18 protein-coding genes are annotated in these 19222 nt (G+C 27.4%); 9 read left to right on the top strand and 9 right to left on the bottom strand.

Annotation, left to right across the window (positions count from 1 at the left end):
- Nucleotides 1–30: 30 nt before the first annotated feature.
- The 8 genes from BT0_RS00370 to BT0_RS00335 all read right to left on the bottom strand — a co-directional run bounded on the left by BT0_RS00370 (nt 31) and on the right by BT0_RS00335 (nt 9491).
- Nucleotides 31–1437 (bottom strand): hypothetical protein, encoded by a 1407-nt coding sequence (locus tag BT0_RS00370; protein ID WP_011772036.1) that lies wholly within the window; start codon nt 1435–1437, stop codon nt 31–33.
- Nucleotides 1419–2496, bottom strand: a protein-coding gene (gene prfB / locus BT0_RS00365; RefSeq protein WP_181005550.1) for a peptide chain release factor 2 whose coding sequence is annotated in 2 segments (ribosomal slippage) — nt 1419–2442 and nt 2441–2496 — 1080 coding nt in all. Because the reading frame shifts where the segments join, the coding sequence is not laid out codon by codon here. The genes BT0_RS00370 and prfB overlap by 19 nt, the downstream gene beginning before the upstream one ends.
- On the bottom strand, nt 2496–3065 hold the full coding sequence (locus BT0_RS05920) for a hypothetical protein (protein ID WP_011772034.1): 570 nt from the start codon (nt 3063–3065) through the stop codon (nt 2496–2498). The genes prfB and BT0_RS05920 overlap by 1 nt, the downstream gene beginning before the upstream one ends.
- A 3-nt stretch (nt 3066–3068) precedes the next feature.
- On the bottom strand, nt 3069–5372 hold the full coding sequence (locus BT0_RS00355; RefSeq protein WP_041178406.1) for an RnfABCDGE type electron transport complex subunit D: 2304 nt from the start codon (nt 5370–5372) through the stop codon (nt 3069–3071).
- Nucleotides 5372–6841: a hypothetical protein gene (locus tag BT0_RS00350; protein ID WP_011772032.1), complete on the bottom strand. Its 1470-nt coding sequence runs from the start codon at nt 6839–6841 to the stop codon at nt 5372–5374. The genes BT0_RS00355 and BT0_RS00350 overlap by 1 nt, the downstream gene beginning before the upstream one ends.
- A 22-nt stretch (nt 6842–6863) precedes the next feature.
- Nucleotides 6864–7331 carry a divergent PAP2 family protein gene (locus tag BT0_RS00345; RefSeq protein WP_011772031.1) on the bottom strand — a complete coding sequence of 156 codons (468 nt, stop codon included), beginning with the start codon at nt 7329–7331 and terminating at the stop codon, nt 6864–6866.
- A 17-nt stretch (nt 7332–7348) separates the two neighbouring features.
- Nucleotides 7349–8587, bottom strand: a complete 1239-nt coding sequence (locus tag BT0_RS00340) for an aminopeptidase (protein WP_011772030.1) — start codon at nt 8585–8587, stop codon at nt 7349–7351.
- Between the two features lie 13 nt (nt 8588–8600).
- Nucleotides 8601–9491, bottom strand: coding sequence for a Cof-type HAD-IIB family hydrolase (locus BT0_RS00335; RefSeq protein WP_011772029.1), 891 nt, complete (start codon nt 9489–9491; stop codon nt 8601–8603).
- A gap of 121 nt (nt 9492–9612) precedes the next feature.
- On the opposite strand from BT0_RS00335, the gene BT0_RS00330 reads away from it, so the two are divergent.
- From BT0_RS00330 to BT0_RS00310, 5 genes are read left to right on the top strand one after another with little or no spacing between them, the layout of a single operon-like run.
- Nucleotides 9613–11391, top strand: coding sequence for an aminopeptidase P family protein (locus BT0_RS00330; protein WP_011772028.1), 1779 nt, complete (start codon nt 9613–9615; stop codon nt 11389–11391).
- A complete protein-coding gene (locus BT0_RS00325; RefSeq protein WP_011772027.1) occupies nt 11388–12077 on the top strand; it encodes a hypothetical protein in 690 nt (229 codons plus the stop codon). The genes BT0_RS00330 and BT0_RS00325 overlap by 4 nt, the downstream gene beginning before the upstream one ends.
- A gap of 23 nt (nt 12078–12100) precedes the next feature.
- Nucleotides 12101–12598: a peptide deformylase gene (gene def / locus BT0_RS00320; protein ID WP_011772026.1), complete on the top strand. Its 498-nt coding sequence runs from the start codon at nt 12101–12103 to the stop codon at nt 12596–12598.
- Nucleotides 12595–13524 carry a methionyl-tRNA formyltransferase gene (fmt, locus tag BT0_RS00315; RefSeq protein ID WP_011772025.1) on the top strand — a complete coding sequence of 310 codons (930 nt, stop codon included), beginning with the start codon at nt 12595–12597 and terminating at the stop codon, nt 13522–13524. The genes def and fmt overlap by 4 nt, the downstream gene beginning before the upstream one ends.
- A 36-nt stretch (nt 13525–13560) precedes the next feature.
- Nucleotides 13561–14601 (top strand): PASTA domain-containing protein, encoded by a 1041-nt coding sequence (locus BT0_RS00310; RefSeq protein WP_011772024.1) that lies wholly within the window; start codon nt 13561–13563, stop codon nt 14599–14601.
- Between the two features lie 120 nt (nt 14602–14721).
- On the opposite strand, the gene BT0_RS00305 is transcribed toward BT0_RS00310, so the two are convergent.
- Entirely contained in the window at nt 14722–15444 is a 723-nt protein-coding gene (locus BT0_RS00305) for a 16S rRNA (uracil(1498)-N(3))-methyltransferase (protein WP_011772023.1), read from the bottom strand.
- Between the two features lie 73 nt (nt 15445–15517).
- Between BT0_RS00305 and trxA the strand changes: the two genes are divergently transcribed.
- From trxA to BT0_RS00285, 4 genes are all read left to right on the top strand, one after another.
- The gene (gene trxA, locus BT0_RS00300) at nt 15518–15871 is read left to right on the top strand and encodes a thioredoxin (RefSeq protein ID WP_011772022.1); all 354 of its coding nucleotides are present in this window, start codon (nt 15518–15520) and stop codon (nt 15869–15871) included.
- A gap of 88 nt (nt 15872–15959) precedes the next feature.
- On the top strand, nt 15960–16406 hold the full coding sequence (ybeY, locus tag BT0_RS00295; protein WP_011772021.1) for an rRNA maturation RNase YbeY: 447 nt from the start codon (nt 15960–15962) through the stop codon (nt 16404–16406).
- Nucleotides 16406–17182 carry a hemolysin family protein gene (locus tag BT0_RS00290; RefSeq protein WP_041178405.1) on the top strand — a complete coding sequence of 259 codons (777 nt, stop codon included), beginning with the start codon at nt 16406–16408 and terminating at the stop codon, nt 17180–17182. Before ybeY ends, BT0_RS00290 begins: the two co-directional genes overlap by 1 nt.
- Entirely contained in the window at nt 17179–19164 is a 1986-nt protein-coding gene (locus BT0_RS00285; protein ID WP_011772019.1) for a tetratricopeptide repeat protein, read from the top strand. Before BT0_RS00290 ends, BT0_RS00285 begins: the two co-directional genes overlap by 4 nt.
- Nucleotides 19165–19222 lie beyond the last annotated feature (58 nt).

The following is a 19222-nucleotide window of genomic DNA, read 5'->3' as shown; positions in this document are numbered from 1 at the left end:
TTATTGTTTACTAAGTAATTTTACAATAATTTATTCACCTCTGCTTGCTTCTTGAATATATTTTACCAGATGAATTATTAACGGTATAAAACTGCCAACAGAAAGTGTGATTCCTGTACCAAGTAAAAATGTTGTAATCATTTGTTCTGATTTTACGTTGTATAGATCTTGAGGTGTTATTTTACGTTTAATAATATTCTTTAAAGCGATATTATAAAGTTCTGATGATTCATTATATTTTGTTATGGCAAAGGCAGTACCTATTAAGCTTAATGTGAAGATTCCGAGGTTTATATAGAATTGATCTCTTTTGATGATAAGCTCGCTTTTATTGTCTTTTAACATTTCAATATTAATTTCTTTATCTTCTTTGCTTATCATTTTGAACATGTTTTTGTATCCTTTAGCTTGTAATAAAATAGATTCTATGCCCTCAGGTTCTTCAATTTCAATTGGAGTTTCTCCTATGAATATTCCTTTTTTAAATACTTTGGATGTTACATTACTTGTAATTGGTATTTTTCTATAATTTGCTTTTTGTAAGTTAATATTTAAGTTAATTGTATCTCCGCTTTTTACCTTTTGCTTTACTGTATGGGGTTTGTAAGTTGTGCTTATGATGTTAATGATAATTTCTTTGTTAGGGAGTTTAGAAATATCCCATATATCATTGTTATATATTCCTTTTGATACAAATTGTTCATTTATATATATTTTGGCATCTAAATTATTGATGACATTGATCTTAATCTTAATAAATTCTCTTCCTAATATTTCTTCAAAACTAAGCTCTGCTATTTTGTTTGCAATATCATCAACGGATGATGATAGGTGAAAAATTTCTTTTTTAACCTTGACTCCTTGAGGAGTGATATTGCTAATTTCAACTAGATAATATTTTTCTATCTTTTTAAGATGTATGTAATTGATAAAAAATAGTTCTTGGCTTATTAAAAATTCTGTGTTTAAATTTGATGGATGTATTTTTTCTTTATGTTTTATGTATTTTGTTTTCATTTTTTTTAAATTTATAAGGTACTCTTCAAATTCTTTTTGTTTAATTTTAATATTTTCAATGTCTTTTTTAAGCTCATTTATCTTGATTTCTATTTTATTTTCTTCTCTGGAACTTATTGCATTCTGTAGCTTTTTTTTGTCCATATCTTCTTTTAGTTTGCTGATCTCTTGTTCTTTATTTACTATATTTTGATTTATGTAAATGCGTCTGATGAAATCTTTATCATTGTTATTGACAATATGTTCATTGATTGTCTTATAAATTTTATCTAGTGTTTGCTCAATGCCTTCTTGAAGATTTTTATTTTCATCTTGTGTGTTGATGATATAAGAAAAGCCATACTCAATGTTACTTTGAGGATATGCTAGTTTTAATGTTAAGATTAAAAATAATATTATGATTAACTTAGATTTTTCCATTTAAGATATTCTTCTATAAAGTTATCAATGTTTCCATCCATAACAGAGATGATATTTGGATTTTCAAATTTTGTTCTGTGATCTTTTACTAAAGTATAGGGTTGAAAGATGTAAGACCTTATTTGATTGCCCCAAGATATATCTTTTTTTTCCTCTTGTTTAGATTTACTTTTTTGTTGCTCTAGTATTTTGTAGTGTTCATAAAGTTTTGATTTTAATACTCTCATTGCTAGATCTTTATTTCTATGTTGGCTTCTATCAGTTTGAGATTGAGTTACTATGCCCGTTTGAAGGTGAGTAATTCTAACAGCAGATGATGTTTTATTGACATGTTGCCCTCCTGCTCCCGAGGCTCTATATGTATCAACTCTAATATCTTCTGGTTTAATTGTTATTTCAATTTTATCATCAATTACAGGATCAATGAAAACAGATGCAAAAGATGTGTGTCTCTTTTTTGCAGCATCAAAAGGAGAAATTCTTACAAGACGATGTATTCCTACTTCACTTTTTAAAAATCCGTAAGCATATTCTCCTTTTATTTCAATTGTAACAGATTTAATGCCTCCCTCAGCTTCAAGTAAGTCTATGAGTTCTGTTTTGTATCCATGTCTCTCAGAATATCTTAGGTATATTCTATATAACATGCTAACCCAATCACAAGCTTCTGTGCCACCTGCTCCTGAGTGTATTGTCAAGAATGCATTATTTATATCAATATCTTCTTTAAAATAAGATAATGTTAGGAGATGCTTATACTGTTCTCTTAGTTTATTAATATCTTGATCGAGTAGCGCTGTGTCTTCTTCGCTTTCTGCAATTTCGCAGAGTTCTCTTAAGTCTTTGAGTTTACATATCAAGTCTTCCCAAGGTTCAATTTTGGCTTTTAAAATATTTTGATTTTTAAGAATCTCTTGTGCTTTTTTATTATCATTCCAGAAATTTTCATCATTTATTTGTTTTTCATATTCTTTAAGTTTTACCTTGATCTTATTGCTGTCAAAGCTTCCTCCAGACATTTTCAATTTGTTCCAAAAGTTCATTTATTTTTTCTCTCATTATAGACCCTCGATATTATTTATTAACATAATTATATTTGGAATTAAAGATAAAATGAACATTATAAAAAAATATATTGTTTCATTGGCTAATATTTTTGATGTTAATTTTTTTTCAAAACTTTTCTTTGTTAGGGTTATTAATATAAGGGCTATTAGGACGCTGAGTGAAGACAAAATGAGTATTTTGATGCCTTCTAAAAAGTTATGACTTTTATCTAAGGAAAAGAATGTTATTGCAATTAAACTGCTATTGGATAGCAGAAAGTCGTTAGAATATTTTGATTTGTTGTTGTAAACAATTAAGATATTGTTTAATGTTTTTAGTATTATCGTTAGTATGTAGATCAATGTTATATATATAATTGGTATTATAAATAATAAGTTATGTTCTGAGAATAATTTATAAAGGTAAAAAAGACTTGAATAAATTAATAAAGAAGTTATTATAACAATCAAATACTTTTTTGATAATGTCTTATTATCTTTGATTTTTATGTCTTCAATTCCGATAAAGTGTATTAGTAATAGATTATTTACTAGTAAATACATTATTAAACTATTTTTCATAATTTATATAATTTCTTCTCCATTGTCATTTTTATATTTTATTGTTTTTGCTTGATTTATGCTTAAATGATGCAATATTTTTTTTATCTGAAATGTTAAGCTATATCTTTTTATTAATGTTGAACTTATCTGTAGGATAAAAATGGATATTACAGCTGCTAAAGTTTCAAGTGGAATATAGCTTAATGTTATAAAATATACTAAAGATAATGTAATTCCATAAAGTATTTGTTCAAATTTAAAGGGAGGGGCTATTTGCAATTCTGTGCTCATTGTAAATACTAAAATCATTGGAATTGGTGACATTATTAGAGTTAGCATATCAAAACTTATATGACTGTAAAGACCAAGATTTTTGAGGATATAAGCAATTAGTAGTAGACTTATGTAAAAAGATAGTGGTATTAATTTATTGATGATAAATTTTCCAAGAATAAATGAGAAACCAATATAAATCAGAATGGGGGATAGATATTTTTCGTTTTGTAATCCTAACAAGTTTTCAATGTGAAATCTTGGTATCATTATATTTATATTAGACAATATATTGTCATTTATAAATTTTTCAATCATATCAATGTGCTTGTTTTCATACCTTTTAAATTCTTTTAGGCTTTCTAAATTTTGAATGTTTGAACTTTGCTGCATTATTTTATTCCAGGTAGGAATTATATCTTCTTGCTCTGAGAGTTTTTTAGAATATGTATGCTTAAAACTTGATGGAAAGTTTAGTAATAAAAACATAAACGATATTAATATGGGGTTTACAAGAAATTTGGAAAGCTTTGAGAAATAAAAAAATACTAAAAATGTAAAAAGTAATGATATTATTTTTAATATTATAGAGAAATTTAAAGGTAAGATTATATTGATAATTAATGAAGTATATATAAAGAACGAGAGATATTTATGTTTGGATTTTAGCATTATTGTAATGTATGAGCACAAGCTTATCATTGTTAATATTAAAGTATCAATTAAAAATTTTATGTTGTTTGTAAAAGAGAATATTAAACTAGGTATTAAGGCTAAGATAATAGTTAAATAGATATCTTTTAAGTTGTTCTCAGTGTATATTGGTTCATTGTTGAGGCTCAGATTTAAAATCTTTTCCTTTATTTCTTTTTTTACTTTGTTTATTTCATCTTCTGTTTCAGTTTCAGTATATTGCAGATATTGTAATTGTGTATTAGAAATGTTATTTTTGCCCTTAATCTTTGATAAAATAATCTCTTCCATATATCGTGGTGAAAAACTAGGTGTTTTTAAGAGTTTTATTTTACTCAATATTGATTCTTTTTTTAATATTGTAATGCTATATATATCCCTTGTTATAGGTATATTTAGATTGTTTATTTTTATCTTATTTGCGGGATTGTTTATAAATATGTCATATTTTTTTGTATCAATATCTTCATTTATTATTTGTTGGATAGATGTTCCAATTTTTACTTTGATTATTTTACTTTGTATTTTTTTGTTGCCGTTTATGGTTATAAACTTTTCTTTATATGGGGAGTTTGTTTTGAGCGTACTATATACATTATAAAGGTCTTCGACATTAGCTAAAAGTATGTTTTTATTTGGATTTATATTGTTTTTTATGCTCTCTTCATTGTATAAAAAGTGCATGATTACTTCATGATTTGAATATGGATATGAAGTATTGGGAATTAATTTGATCGTTAATCTTTTATCTTGAAAGATATTTAAGTGTTCAAGTTCTTTTTTTAAGTGATAGTTGCTAAGTACTATTAATATTTCTTTGAATTTAAATATTTTGTCGATTGTTTCAAAACCATAAATAATTTCATCTAATTTTTCTTTTATTAATATTTCTGAGATATTTGTGAATGGATCTTTACCATTTATTAAGAAAAGCATTTTATCTATTTTTTTGCATTTACTTACATATTGAAATAGTGAATGTTCATTAAACCAGGGAATTCCTAGTCGAATTAACTTTTCTAGTGTTTTTTCTCTTGATTCTTCCTCAACTGAGAGTTCTTGTTCGTTTTTGATTCTTCCGTGAAATCTTATTAATGCTGATTTTAATTGGTGTTCACCTGGAAGATTGGCTGTATATATTTTTTCTATTGTTCCAGATATTGGGGAATATGTGTATAGCTCTGCATTTTTATTTTTTGATAATATTTGTCCTTCTGTGATTCTTTGATTTTCAATGATATATATTGTGGATTTTGCATTTTCTGTTTCTAGTGGAATTAAGACACATTCAGGCATTTGAATTTCATCTATATTTACTTTATACTGTTTTTTTATTTTTAGCGTTTTTGAGTTAGACATCAAATATTTCCTCTAATATATTTTCTATAGCTTTTTTCACTCATATTTAAAAGAATTGTAAATCTTATTGCTTTAAATAGGAATAGCAATAAGAAAAATGGTAATGAGAGAGAGAACAAAATTGTAAAATTATCTTTATTGATTGCAATATTAGCGGGTGTTTCTTTATATATTAAGATTGGATTTCCATTATCTAAGAATAATTTTGGGAGTTCTTTATTAAGGTTTTTGGATATAAATTCTTTGTCTACTTTGTATACAGTTTTTTGGTTGATAGTTATTTTGTTGTTTTCTATTTCAAAATAGTCCTCTTTTACATGTGTGTTTACTTTGCCATATTGAGATGTGATTTTATATTTAAGCTCATTTTGGTAAAATATGTGATACATATAACCCACAATATTTGGAATTTCTTCATTGTGTCCCACCATTAAGTAAATGTTGTTGGGGTTTAAATAGTCAAAATAGTTCAATTTTTTACTGTAAAGATAATTAAAATTATTATAAGCATTAAGTATGTTTTGTGCATAAAAAAATGGCATTAATGATGCTATGAATAACATTATATGTATGAGGATTTTGAATTTTAGGATTTTTGTTTCTCGTTTTTGTTCTTTGATTTCAATTAAGGATAAAAATGTGTGTTTGAGGTTGCTTTCAGTTTTTATCCAAGTGAATATTAAAAAAATACAAAGTGTTGATATTGATACAAAAATAATCAGAAGTGCTTCGAGGTTGGTTGTGAGAAAATTAATGATAACAATAAAGTAAAATACTATAAATAAAAATAAAAATATTGGAATTTTAATTTTCTTAATTAATACTGTAAAGCTAATATCCCTTAGGTATATTTTATTGTAATTTTTATTAAAATTATCAATTAATGTAAATAATAGGTAAGAGAGTATAGTTAAAGGATAAAAATATAGTATTTCATCGCTAAATATGAATATAGTACATGAACTTATTAGAAAAAGGATTATAAAGGGTGCATATTTGATGTTTAATAGTAATAAAAGTATTATAATTGTTATGAATGTTATGCTTGAGAAATATTTAATTTTAGTTTTGTAGTTAAGTGAGTGCATTTCTGCTTCAATCTTTTGATCTTGCTTTAATTTTCTAAGATCGCTACTGGTGAATGCTGATTCGACATAGAGTATTTTTTTCTTTTCTATATTGAAGAGGTTAGGTAATTTTTTTAAAAATAGATCTTTTCGAAGATCATAGTCATTAAGGTGAATTAATTTATTTATTGTTATCTCTTTGAAATCGGGGAAGTCTAATATATTTACTTTTGTTGTGTATTCAGATATTGTTTTATATCCTAATGAGTTTATGTAGTCATTTGCGGTTTTTAAATCTTCTTCTCCTTTGAAATATATTGGTTTATAATCTCCAAATTTTGCCATATTGCAAGAAATTAGTAATAGTATTAACAGTATATTTAAAAATTTTGGTAGTTTCATTTTTTCCTTTATAATCTGTTATTTATATTATTCTGTTACATATTACCCATGCAGAAATTATGCCAATAAGTATTCCTGTAAATACTTCCTTTTTTTTGTGTCCCTTAACCACTTTGATTTTTAAAGGTTCAATTTTGATTTTCATTTTTAGTTGTTCTGACAAAGCGTTTAGATATTCTGCTTGAACCCCTGCCATGTATCTGACTCCAAATGAATCTCTTATTGTTATTAAAGCAAAAGCCAGAGCAATAATAAAGTTAGTATCTATTCCTTCTGTTATTAATATTGATGTGGCAAGAGCTGTTACTGTTGAAGAGTGACTGCTGGGCATTCCTCCTGTTTCTAAGAAAATGCTTTTTAAAAGGTATTTTGGATTTGTTTTGAATTTTTTTGTCTTCATTGCTTGAATAATATATTTAATCATTTGTGCAACAATGCCTGAAACAAAACAAGACAAGAAAAGGTCATTTGTGAATAACTCTTTTATCATGATTTGATTACTCCGTTTTATATTACGAATTGTCCATTTTGTATTATTGTATGTTCTTTTCTTGATTTGTCAATGCCAATAACGTTTATGTCATTACTACCAATCATAAAGTCTGTATGAATTAAAGAGACATTACAGCCATAATCTAATTTTTCAGCATCAGTCTTTAGTTCTTGTCCGTTGCTTAAGCAAGAGGGATATGCATTGCCCAGTGCAATGTGGCAACTTGCATTTTCATCGTATAGTATATTGCAAAACGTTAAACCACTTTGATATATTGGAGAGTTACAGTCTACTAATGCAACTTCTCCTATATATTGTGCTTGCATGTCAGTTTCCATATGTCTTTTTAATATGTTTCTTGATTGTTCATTGTCACATCCAAAGTTAATTACTTTTCCTTCTCTGAATTCTAGCCATATTCCGGTTATTAAGTTTCCAAGTACCGTTACTGGACGGGTTACATACATGATTCCATTTGTTTTTTTGTAATTGGGGGTTGTATAAACCTCTTCAGTAGGCATGTTTGCATTAAATTCAATGTTAGTTCCTCTTATTTTTTCACTTCCACCTGTCCAAATAGAACTTTCTAGAAGATATATTTCTAGATTTGTTTTCTGGTTTTTAAAAATTATTTTTTCTAATTTGAGTTTATTTAGGATTTTGCATCTTTGATGAAGTTTTTTCCCATGGTCTTCCCAAGCTTTTATTGGATCTTTTGAGTCAAGTAACATGATTTTTTTTTGAATTTTAAAAAATTCTTCTAATGTTTTTTGACTCTCAGGTTTATTTAAAACTTTTGCAGCCCATTTTGGACCTGGAGCACAAATTATGCACCATGCTAATTCGTTATTCATTATTGCACTTGAAACTTTTCTTGATGCTATATTTAGTGCTTTAAAGTATTTTGATATTTTTTTACTATCATTATCTTTCAATGTGTCTAAATTTTCTGTGTTATCAATTCGTATTTTTGCCCATTTTTCATTTATCATTTCTTCAAAAAATTTATGCTTGAAATCTGGAATAAACTCTAAGAGATCTTCTGGTGATGATTTTAATCTGGTTTTTAAAATGTCAGTGTCTTCAATATTTAATTCTACGTATTTTGCCCCATACTCATAAGCTTTTTGTGCTAGAATTTTTAAAAATTCATAATTTTCAATTGATCCTGTAATAAGTACGCATTGATTTTTTTGTAAGTTAATTCCTTTTAAGATAATGAGCTCTGCATATTTTATTAAGTCTGTTTTCATATTATGTCCTATGCTATACAGGTTCTTCTAAAATGTTGTCATTAATGTAATGTGCAACAGCTTCATTGTCATTAGTGCCTATTATTTCTAAATACGATAACATTTTCTTTAATCTATAATTTGCATTACCCATTAATAACCCTTTATTTACATTTTCTAGCATGTCAACATCATTAAACCCATCTCCGAATGCAATTGCTTCATTTAAATTAATATGAATGCTTTTAAGGACGTCTTTTAATGCACTTCCCTTTGAAACTCTGTTATTAACAATTTCAAGTGAGTGTGGTGTTGATAAATAAGCGTTTATTTCTTTTCTGTATTTTTCTAAAATTGTTGCTTCGTATTTTATTAATTGTGGTTCTTCATCATGCAGTAATAATATTTTTGCTATATTGTTAAAATTTTTAATTTCTCTAAAACTGTTGACTTCATGATATTTTATACTTATATCTTTTAGTTCATGTTCTATATATTTGTGTTTCCTTAACAATTCATGTTTTTCAAATATATTATTGATAGCATTTTTAGTTGTGTTATCAGCGTAAAGCTTTTCATCTATATCTTCAGATTTCTGTAAAAAATGGGGTATATCTTTGTATTTGTTCTCTCTGAGATTTAAAATCTCATTTACAATTTCAGAGGACAAATCATAACTACTTATTAATTGCCATTGATTATTATAGACTCTTGCTCCATTTAATGTTATAAAAAATGAAACATGTGAGTTTAGGTGTTCTGTAAGAGAAATTATTTCATTTTTACTTCTTCCTGTTGCAATAATAAACTTTTTGTTTTCTTTTGTTAGTTTTTTTATTACAATCTCACTAAAAGCCCCTATCTGGCTATTTGAGAGTAGAAGTGTGCCATCAAGATCAGAAATAACAGCCTTAATATCTTTCATACTTTTGTCCTTTGATTTTACTGTTGGATTTAATTATAACAAATAAAGAAATTTTTTAAAATTGAATTATTTGTTATAATTAAATAAAAGTTACTTTTTAAAGTCTAAGGAGCTTGCTTTTATGGAAATTAGTACAAAAATATTTTCTTTGAGAAATTTGATGATGAAGAGTGAAATCGATGCGTATTTAATAGCAAGTTATGATCCACATATGAGTGAATATTCTCATGTTAGATTTAATGTTCGTGAATTTATTACAGGATTTACAGGAAGTGCTGGGACAGTAATTGTTACAGAAACAGAGGCAGTGCTTTTTACAGATGGTAGGTATTTTTTACAAGCATCGAGTGAACTTAAAGGAACCGAGTTTAAATTGATGAAGCTTGGAGTTAAAGGGTATCCGGATATTTTTGGTTACATAAATGCAAATCTTAAGGGCTTAAGGCTTGGGATTTATTCTGAAGATGTTAATATAAAATTTTATAATGATTTGGTTCAAAATTGTAGATATACAGATATTGAGATCTTACATGAAGATTTAGTTTCTAAGATTTGGCAGGATAGACCCGGTTTAGAAAGCAATAAGATATTTGAATTGAGTGGAGCTCAAAAAATCGATAAAAGAACGGATAAGCTTGATAAAGTTAATGCAAAATTAGAAGAAAAGGCAATTGATTTTTGTATTATAAGCTCTTTGGATGAAATAGCTTGGCTTTTAAATTTAAGAGGTTTGGATGTTGAATCATCAGCTTTATTTTATGCTTTTTTGTTTATTGCTAGAAGTGAGAGATATAAGAATGTTCTTTTTGTTAATATTGATAAACTTGATTCTGAGTTAAGCGAGAGGTTTGAGGCCGAAGGTTTTGAGATTGAAGATTATAGTAATTTTTATTCGTTTTTAGCAGAGATTAATCATGAAGGAAAATTTTTTATACCAGTTGAAAGTAATGTTAAAATATTGGAATCTATTGGCAAACCAAATGCAATACTTGGAGAGAGTATTGTTAATGAACTTAAGGCAATAAAATCAGATTATGAGATTAGTAAGATGAAAGAGGCTCATATTATTGATGCTGTGAGTTTGATTAAATTTTTGTATAAATTTAAGAGTTTAAACAAAGATGAACTTTCTAAGTTAGATGAGGTTGATGTTGCAAATATGTTGTTAAATTTTAGGACAGCAAGAGATGAATTTTTTAGTTCCAGTTTTAATTCGATAGTTGGATTTAAAGAAAATGCGGCTTTGCCTCATTATCGACCCACAAAAGGAGCTAAAAATCTTGATGGTAATGGATTGCTTTTAATAGATTCTGGAGGTTCTTACCTTGAACTTGGTACAACAGACGTTACAAGAACTATTTTAATTGGAGAAGCATCTTGTAAAGAGAGGGAAGATTATACTTTAGTTCTTAAGTCTTTTATTGCTCTTGCGTCTTTAAAATTTCCATTTGGGACTTTAGGTTCTTCTCTTGATGGTATTGCTCGATTTCCTTTGCTAAAGCAAGGATTGAATTTTGCTCATGGAACGGGTCATGGGGTAGGCTTTTTTCTTAATGTTCACGAACTTCCTGTTTCTATTAGTCCTTTGTCTAGTTATTCTTTTAAAGGTTCTGAAATTGCTTCAATTGAGCCTGGGCTCTATCGAGATTCTGAATATGGAATTAGAACTGAAAATTTAGTTTTTGTGAAGCAAAGTTATTCAAATGAATTTGGGACTTTTTTGGAGTTTGAGAATCTGACTCTTGTACCTTTTGAAAAAGAATTAATAGTTACTGAAATGCTTTCAAAGGATGAATTAGACTATATTAATAGTTATCATGAATTTATATATTCTAGTTTGAAAGAATATCTTAGTGGTGATGAGCTGAAATTTTTAGAGATATTAACTAATAAGATATGAGATTTGTAAGCTTATTTGTAATATTTATTGTTTTTTGTTTTGTGCATTTATTTTCGCTGTCATCGGATATTATTTTTCACGATTCTTATAAGGATGCTATGGATGAGGCCCGAAGTTTACATAAAAATGTTTTAATATTGGTTGGAAAAGATATTAAAGGTAATTTGATAAGAGATTTTTTAAAGTCGTTTGAAGATGATAACCTTCTTAAAGCTATTGCTAAAAATAATGTTTTTTTAATTATTGATGTGAATAATGAAATTTTTGGTGAGATTAATTTAAAAAAAAGTCCCACTTTGTTTTTTGTTGATTCACAGAGTGAGCAAATTAAAGCCGCTTATGTTGGTTCTATTAGGGATACTGTTCAGTGTAATCAAGAGTTTTTAAATTATGCTTTGGGAGTTTCTAAATTAGATGATATTATTCATAAAAAGAATAACTATGAAATTAATACTCTTGATGACAAAGTTTTTTTTTATAAAACATTGGACGGTCATTGGAGATTAAGAATGAATGGTCAAGACAAAAAACTCCTTCCTTCAAAAATAGAGCTTAAGGAGTTTTTAGTATTTAAGGATGAAAATGAGGGTAAGCTTTATGCTTTTCCTAAGTCTAGGAAAGGTAGTATTTATTTCTCAGAAGCAGAAAATGAAGAATGGAAGCTTTTTGGACAAATAAAGTTATAGTTTGAATTTTTTTTGAGGGTTTTATGAAAATAGTTTGTTATCCTAATGATCTATTGCGAATAAAGACAAAGACGGTTTTAAATATTGATAATGAGCTTAGAAATACTGCTTTTAAAATGGTAAATTTGATGGATGCTAAGAATGGTGTTGGGCTGGCGGCATCTCAAGTAGGTCTTGATTTGTCTATTTTTGTGGTCAGAGAAAATGCAATGTCAAAACCTTTAATTTTTATTAATCCTTTGATAACGGAAACTTCTTTTGAACTGGTTCTTTATAAAGAAGGTTGTTTAAGTATTCCGGGAGTTTATTATGATCTCTTGAGGCCAAAATCTATTATAGTTGAAGCTTATGATGAAAATGGTGAGTTTTTTAAGATTGAAAGTTCAGGTTTGTTAGCCAGAATTGTTCAGCATGAAATGGATCATTTAAAAGGTGTGCTTTTTATTGATTATTATGAGGATAAACTTAGGAATAATTTGTTGAGGTCTTATATGAAAAAAAGGAGGTTTGTTAAAACTTGAGGATTTTTTTTGCAAGTTCTGATAGTATTGCTTTAGAGGTTTTAAGGAAAGTTTCAGATCATTATAATGTAGTTGGTGTGCTAACTGCTCCTGATAAACCTAGTGGTCGTGGTCTCTTTTTAAAAGTTAATGACATTAAAGTTGAGGCTATTAATAGGAATATTACTGTTTTAGATCCCGTTGTACTTAATTCTGATGTAATAGGAATGGTTAAGAAATTAAAACCCGATCTTATGTTAGTTTTCTCTTATGGAAAGATATTTAGGCAAGAATTTTTAGATATTTTCCCAATGGGTTGTATTAATGTTCATCCTTCTCTTTTACCAAAATATAGAGGTCCTTCCCCCATTCAAACCGCTATTTTAAATGGTGATACTATTGGAGGGATTACTGTTCAAAAAATGGCTTTAGAGATGGATAGTGGCAATATTTTAGCACAGAGTCAGTTTGAAATAAAGAGCTTTAATACAAGTGCTGATATCTTTAGATATGTTTCTTTAAATAGTTTTAATCTTGTTTTGGAAGCTTTAAGTAAACTAAACAAAGGACATATTGGCATTGTTCAAGATTCAAACCAGGCAACATATTGTTCTTTTTTTAATAAGCAACATAGAATGCTTAATTTTAATTTGAGTGCCTTTGAGATTAAGAATAAGATTAATGCTTGCAATCCTTGGCCACTTGCAAGAGCTAAGCTTGATAAAGATGAAATTATTTTTCATAGAGCTGACTTTATAAAGACTACTGATTATAGTGATCAGGCAATAGGAAAAATTGTTTCATTTGATCCTAGTAAAGGTATTTTGGTAAAGACAGAAGATGGAATTTTATTGTTATTAGAACTTCAAAGATCCGGGAGAAAGGTTGTAGATTATAAGTCTTTTTATAATGGAAATAGAGATTTAATAGGTAAAATTTTTTCTTAAATCTTAAGTATAAGGATATAAGGAGATGATATAGTATTGAGTGATAACAGACCACCACATAATAAAAATTTAAGTAGTAGTAATAATTTGTGTGAATATAATGAAAATTTCGATAGCAAAGTTCTCACTTTGCCCAAACATGTAGCTAAGGGTTTAATACTTACTATTTTTGGTTCTTTAATTATTTCGTGTGCAATATTTTTTATTTTTTTAAAAAGCAATGATATTGTTGTTGTTCCAAATCTTAGTGAACTTTATCTTGAAGATGCAATTACTGAGCTTCAAAATAAAGAACTTATTCCTTATGTTGAACTTAAATTTTCATCGACTTCTCTTGATAAGGGAAAGGTAATAGATCAAAATCCTAAGGCAGGTACTGTTTTAAGACTTGATAGTAAAGTTAAGATCTTTATTAGTAAAGGAGCTGTGATCAATAAAGTTGATAGTTTTATTGGAAAAAATATTGATGATGTGCTTATTAATTTAAAAGCCAATTCAATTAATAATAACAGGATGTTTTATCATTTGTTAAAACCCATTGAAATTGAGAGTACTCTTCCAAAGGGGACAATAATCCGCCAGGAACCATCTCCAGGCACGAAGATTTCAAGCTTAGTTGATCTTCAATTTTTAGTAAGCAAGGGGCAAGGAGACCCCCCTGTTAAATATGTAAAAAATTATATTGGTCTTTATTATAAAGATGCGATTATTTCTCTTTTAAATGATGAGATTGATTTTGATGTGAATTTGTCAAGTGGCAATGATTTTGGAAGTGTTATTTTTCAATCTTTATCCCCCGGTAGTAAGATTGAAAATTTAGATAAATTAACAATTACTATTAATGAACCAAGGAGTAATGATACAGGTGTTTTTGGGTTTTTGACTTATAAATTGGATATGTATCCATCTAGTGTGGATATAATGGTTAAGATCAAGGATCCTAATGGAAGTAGTTCTTTGCTTTATTCTTTTAGATCTAAGGGCGGACTTATTAAATTGCCTTATGAGGCATTAAAAGGTTCGATAATTGAACTTTATATTTATGATAGGCTTGTAAATCAAACAGTAGTAAACTGAGTTTATTTGCTTTATTTGTATTTTTTTTCACTTTTAAATTCACTTTAAAAGTGAATTTAAAAGTGAAATGTTTGATAATGTGCTTATTTATTTGATACATATTTAAGATGTTGAAAAATATTATTTACTATTCATTTTTGATGTGATAATAGCGGATGCTACGATTGTAGCCGTTTCTGTTCTTAAAATATTTGATGAAATGTTATAGGCATTAAAATTATATTCTTTGATTAAGTTTATTTCTTTTGTTATAAATCCTCTCTCTGGTCCAATGATAACAACTGTATTTTTTGTTTTTATATTTAAGTCAACTAATTTATTTTTGCTTTCTCTTTCAAGTAATATTTTTGTGGTATTAGATCCCTCATATTCTGTGTTCTTTAAAACTTCTCTTAGATTATTAAGAATGTTGACTTTTGGTATGTAGGTAATTCCACCTTGCATAGCACCTTCTATTAGATATTTTTCATATTCTCTTTCTTTAAAAAGTTTGGAACATGAATAAGATTTTTCGCTAAGTAAAGCATTAAAAAAAATCAGTTCAGATATTCCCATGCTTCCAAGATGTGTGATTATTCTTTTTGCTGCAATTGGTCGTACTAAACCAATTATTACTTTTAACTTTTTTAGTTTGTTTGACTTTGCTATTTTATGATTTTTTCTAAAAAAAAGTTTTACATCTTTTTGATATACGCATGAGTAAATGTGTTCTTCCCCAATAATACCAAACTTAAATGTTTCATTATTTTTAAGTTTTAATATCTCATTAATGTGTTTTACTCTTGAATCATTGAGTATTAATCCGTTTTTAAGTTCGTCTGGGTTTATTAATATTAAGTTCATTTCTATATCTAATCCTTTATTAATTATATTGTATTTATGTTATAATGAAAAATCGATTGATTTAGGAGAAAATATGGCAATTAGTTTAACTAAGCAGGAATTTATTGATAAGGTTTTTGATTATAAAAATAATAAAGAGTGGGATTTCAAGGGAAAAAAACCTGCAATAATTGATTTTTATGCTGATTGGTGTGGTCCATGTAAAATGCTTGCTCCGATTTATGATGAACTTTCAAAAGAATATGGAGATAGGATTGATTTTTATAAAGTCAATACTGATAAAGAACAGGAAATTTCTATGGCGCTTGGTGTTCAAAGTCTTCCTACTATTATTTTTGTTCCTGTTGGAGAAAAGCCAAGGGTTTCTGTTGGTTTTATTCAAAAAGATTCTTTTGAAGATGCAATTAAAGATTTGTTTAAAGTTTAGCATGTGTAAAGAATTTTAATAAAAAATTAAAATCTTGTCTGTTTATATAATATTTTTTTAAGTTATAATTATTCTAGGATATAGTGAATTGATAAAAGAAGAGTTAAACTTATGGGCAGAAGGTGTTGAGTTTAAACATTGGGATGCTTATTATAATTTTATTTTATCTGTTCTAGATTTTCTTTGTATTAAAGAATATGAACTTTCTGTTATCTTGTGTAATAATGAGTACATTCAAAAGTTAAATAGTCAATTTAGACAAAAATCCGAGCCTACTGATGTTCTCTCTTTTAATTATCTTGAAGAGAGTGGACAAATAGATCATAAAATACAAGGTGATCTTATAATATCTCTTGAGTATTTAGAGTTTAGTTCTTTGGAGTTTAATGTTGAACTGTACGATGAGCTTCAAAGGAATACTATACATGGTATTTTACATTTAATAGGATATACTCACAAAACAAATGACTTCCAAAATGAAGAGATGTTAATTATTCAGGAGAAAGTTTTAAGAGAAACCAGAAGGGTATTTTGATGTTCAAGTTTTTGAGTTTTAAAAATAAAAAAATAAGAGATGATGATTGTAAAAATATTGAGGAAAAGTCGAAATTTGAAACATCTTTGCTTAAGAATTTTAATTCTCTAAAGGAAACAATTGTTAAAGAAATTATGATTCCAAGAATAAGTGTGGTTTTTGTTGATTATTCTTGGAGTAAAGATGAAATTTTAAAAGTTGTGACATCTAGCAATCATTCAAGATTCCCCGTTTATAGGGAAACAATAGATGATATTATTGGGATAATTCATACGAAAGATATACTTTTACATATGTGGAAGAGAGATTTTTATGAAATAGATCTAAGAGATATTATGCGAAAGGTTATGTTTGTTCCTGAGAGTAAGAAGATTGATTCACTTTTAAAAGAGTTCCAGGAAAATCATGTTCATATTGCTATTGTAGTTGATGAATATGGGGGAGTTGCAGGTCTTGTCACTCTTGAAGATATTCTTGAAGAGATTGTAGGAGATATTCAAGATGAGTTTGATAATGAGCTTGATGAAATAGTACCTCTTGATGATGGGAGTTATCTTTGTACCGCTAGAGTTTTGATTGAAGATTTAAATGAAAAGCTTGGATTAAGTCTTCCAGATGGGGACTTTGATACTCTTGGGGGATTTGTTTATGATCTATTCGGAAGGATCCCTTTGAAAAATGAGAAAATAAAATATAATAATTTAACATTTACCATTAAAAATATGCATCAAAGAAACATTAAAGTAATAAAAATTTCCCAGAAGGAAGGTTTATGAATTTGAAGAGATTTTTGACAATGCTTTTAATTTTTAATTTAAATTTTGGGAGTTTAATAGGTGATACTACAACCGCAATCAAATATTATCAAAAGGCGCAAACATATTATCTTATGCAAAAGTATTATGATGCTATTGACGAACTTCTTGAGGCTGTAAAGATTAATCCTAATTATTATGAGGCATATAAGTTTATTGCAGAAATTTATTATCTATTGAAGATATATAATCAGGCTCAGTTTTTTATAGAGAAAGCCTATAAAATGTCAAATGGTGATACTAAATATAAGATTCTTTATGCGAATATATTGCTTAAAAATAATAGAACAGCACAGGCTAAGAAATTTTATTCAGAAGTTTTAGCAAAGCAAAAAAATAATATTGATGCTTTAGTGGGACTTGCTTCAATTTTTGAGGAAGAAGGATTGCTTATTGCAGCTGCTAATTATTATCTATCTATTCTTGAGTATAATCAGACAAATTATAATGCATTTGAGCGTCTTATGAGCATTTATGAAAAATTAAACATGAATGATAAGGCGCAGCATTTAATAAACAAAGTAAGGGGTAATTTTACTTCTTTGCCAGATTTTCATAAAAGGGTGGCAGAATTTTCTATTAAGACTAATAGTTTAGGAGTTGCTGAGAAATATGCTCAAAATTACTTAATGTTAGTAAGAACTACTTATAGAGATTTTGGACTTGTTGATGCTTACCGTTTACTTGCCCTTGTTTATTTATATCAGTCTAAGTATGAAGATGCAACCGATTTTCTTCAAAAGGCAATACTTGTTGATCAAAATTCTGATGAACTTTATTATTTGCTTGGTTATTCTTATTTGAAGCTTGAAAGAGTTGATAAAGCCGTTTTAAACTTTGAGAGAGCTAAGAGTATGAAAAAGGACTTGGAATTTTATGATATAGCTCTTGAGGAAAGTTTTTTTGTATCTAATTTTAGGAGTTCGTTTCAAAAAAATAATGGTACTAATATAGGAATTTCTAAAAGATATGAAAATGAGGGATTGAAGGCTTTTAAAAATTTAAACTTAGATAGAGCAGTATTTAATGTAAGGAATGCTATTGATATTTATCCTGATAATGATAGTGCTAGATTTTTACTTGCTAAAATTTATAAATTTATGAAATTAGATGTGATGGCTTATGAGGAACTCTATTATTTAATAGAGCATAGAAAGGTTACAGATACTAAAATTTTAGATTTTTATGATGTAGTTGCATTTGATATTAGAAGTTCTTTATTTTTTAAATATGGTTATAAGACCATTGGTGATTTAAATAGGCTTTATAATAATCAAACAGTTTATAGAGTAGGTATTTTTACTCAAAATGAGAACAAGGTTTTTGGTGCAAATGATTTAATTTTAAAATATGCTGAGAGAATACTTGATCGTAATTTAAATATAGAAGTAGTTAATTATAGATTCGATTATAATAAAGATAAAGATTATTTGGTAAGTAGTTTTTCTGAAGAATTTTCTTATGCAAGGAATAATAATCTTGATTTGTTTTTGATGTTCGATCTTGATGTAGATGTTTTTAAAAATTCGGCTAATTTAAGAGTAGATATTTTTTCAGGTAAGACGGGTGTTAAAGTTAAGACTTTTGACTATAATTCGGGAGGAGTTCTATATTTAAGTGATATTTTAAGTTCTTTTTCTAGAGATTTTAATGATTATTTACCTAAAAAGGGAGAGATCCTTCAGATTAAGAGAGATGATGTTCTTATTAATCTTGGACATGTGAATGATGTGAAAAAAGGTGATGTTTTTTTAGTTCTTAAAGAAGGGGCTTTAAAGTATAATAGTGATAGTTCTAGTTTTATGAGCTATAGTAAGTCAGATATTTTAGGTGAAATTTCTATTGAAGAGATTGGCGATTACATTTCCAGAGGGATTTTAAAAGCACCTACTCTTTTAAGAGATTATATTCAGGAAGGATATACAGTTTTTATAAAAAAATAGTTTGACACTTGTGGTTAATTAATTTATTATTTAATAATTCTAGTAGATAATACAAAAT

The sequence above is a fragment of the Borrelia turicatae 91E135 genome (assembly GCF_000012085.2).
Lineage (GTDB): Bacteria > Spirochaetota > Spirochaetia > Borreliales > Borreliaceae > Borrelia > Borrelia turicatae.
This window is presented reverse-complemented; position numbering and strand designations above follow the sequence as displayed.

Excerpts from the sequence above, each read along its gene's own strand:
- BT0_RS00370 (WP_011772036.1), bottom strand. The coding sequence starts at position 1,437 with ATGGAAAAATCTAAGTTAATCATAATATTATTTTTAATCTTAACATTA.
- BT0_RS05920 (WP_011772034.1), bottom strand. The coding sequence starts at position 3,065 with ATGAAAAATAGTTTAATAATGTATTTACTAGTAAATAATCTATTACTA.
- BT0_RS00355 (WP_041178406.1), bottom strand. The coding sequence starts at position 5,372 with ATGTCTAACTCAAAAACGCTAAAAATAAAAAAACAGTATAAAGTAAAT.
- BT0_RS00350 (WP_011772032.1), bottom strand. The coding sequence starts at position 6,841 with ATGAAACTACCAAAATTTTTAAATATACTGTTAATACTATTACTAATT.
- BT0_RS00345 (WP_011772031.1), bottom strand. The coding sequence starts at position 7,331 with ATGATAAAAGAGTTATTCACAAATGACCTTTTCTTGTCTTGTTTTGTT.
- BT0_RS00340 (WP_011772030.1), bottom strand. The coding sequence starts at position 8,587 with ATGAAAACAGACTTAATAAAATATGCAGAGCTCATTATCTTAAAAGGA.
- BT0_RS00335 (WP_011772029.1), bottom strand. The coding sequence starts at position 9,491 with ATGAAAGATATTAAGGCTGTTATTTCTGATCTTGATGGCACACTTCTA.
- BT0_RS00330 (WP_011772028.1), top strand. The coding sequence starts at position 9,613 with ATGGAAATTAGTACAAAAATATTTTCTTTGAGAAATTTGATGATGAAG.
- BT0_RS00325 (WP_011772027.1), top strand. The coding sequence starts at position 11,388 with ATGAGATTTGTAAGCTTATTTGTAATATTTATTGTTTTTTGTTTTGTG.
- def (WP_011772026.1), top strand. The coding sequence starts at position 12,101 with ATGAAAATAGTTTGTTATCCTAATGATCTATTGCGAATAAAGACAAAG.
- BT0_RS00305 (WP_011772023.1), bottom strand. The coding sequence starts at position 15,444 with ATGAACTTAATATTAATAAACCCAGACGAACTTAAAAACGGATTAATA.
- trxA (WP_011772022.1), top strand. The coding sequence starts at position 15,518 with ATGGCAATTAGTTTAACTAAGCAGGAATTTATTGATAAGGTTTTTGAT.
- BT0_RS00290 (WP_041178405.1), top strand. The coding sequence starts at position 16,406 with ATGTTCAAGTTTTTGAGTTTTAAAAATAAAAAAATAAGAGATGATGAT.
- BT0_RS00285 (WP_011772019.1), top strand. The coding sequence starts at position 17,179 with ATGAATTTGAAGAGATTTTTGACAATGCTTTTAATTTTTAATTTAAAT.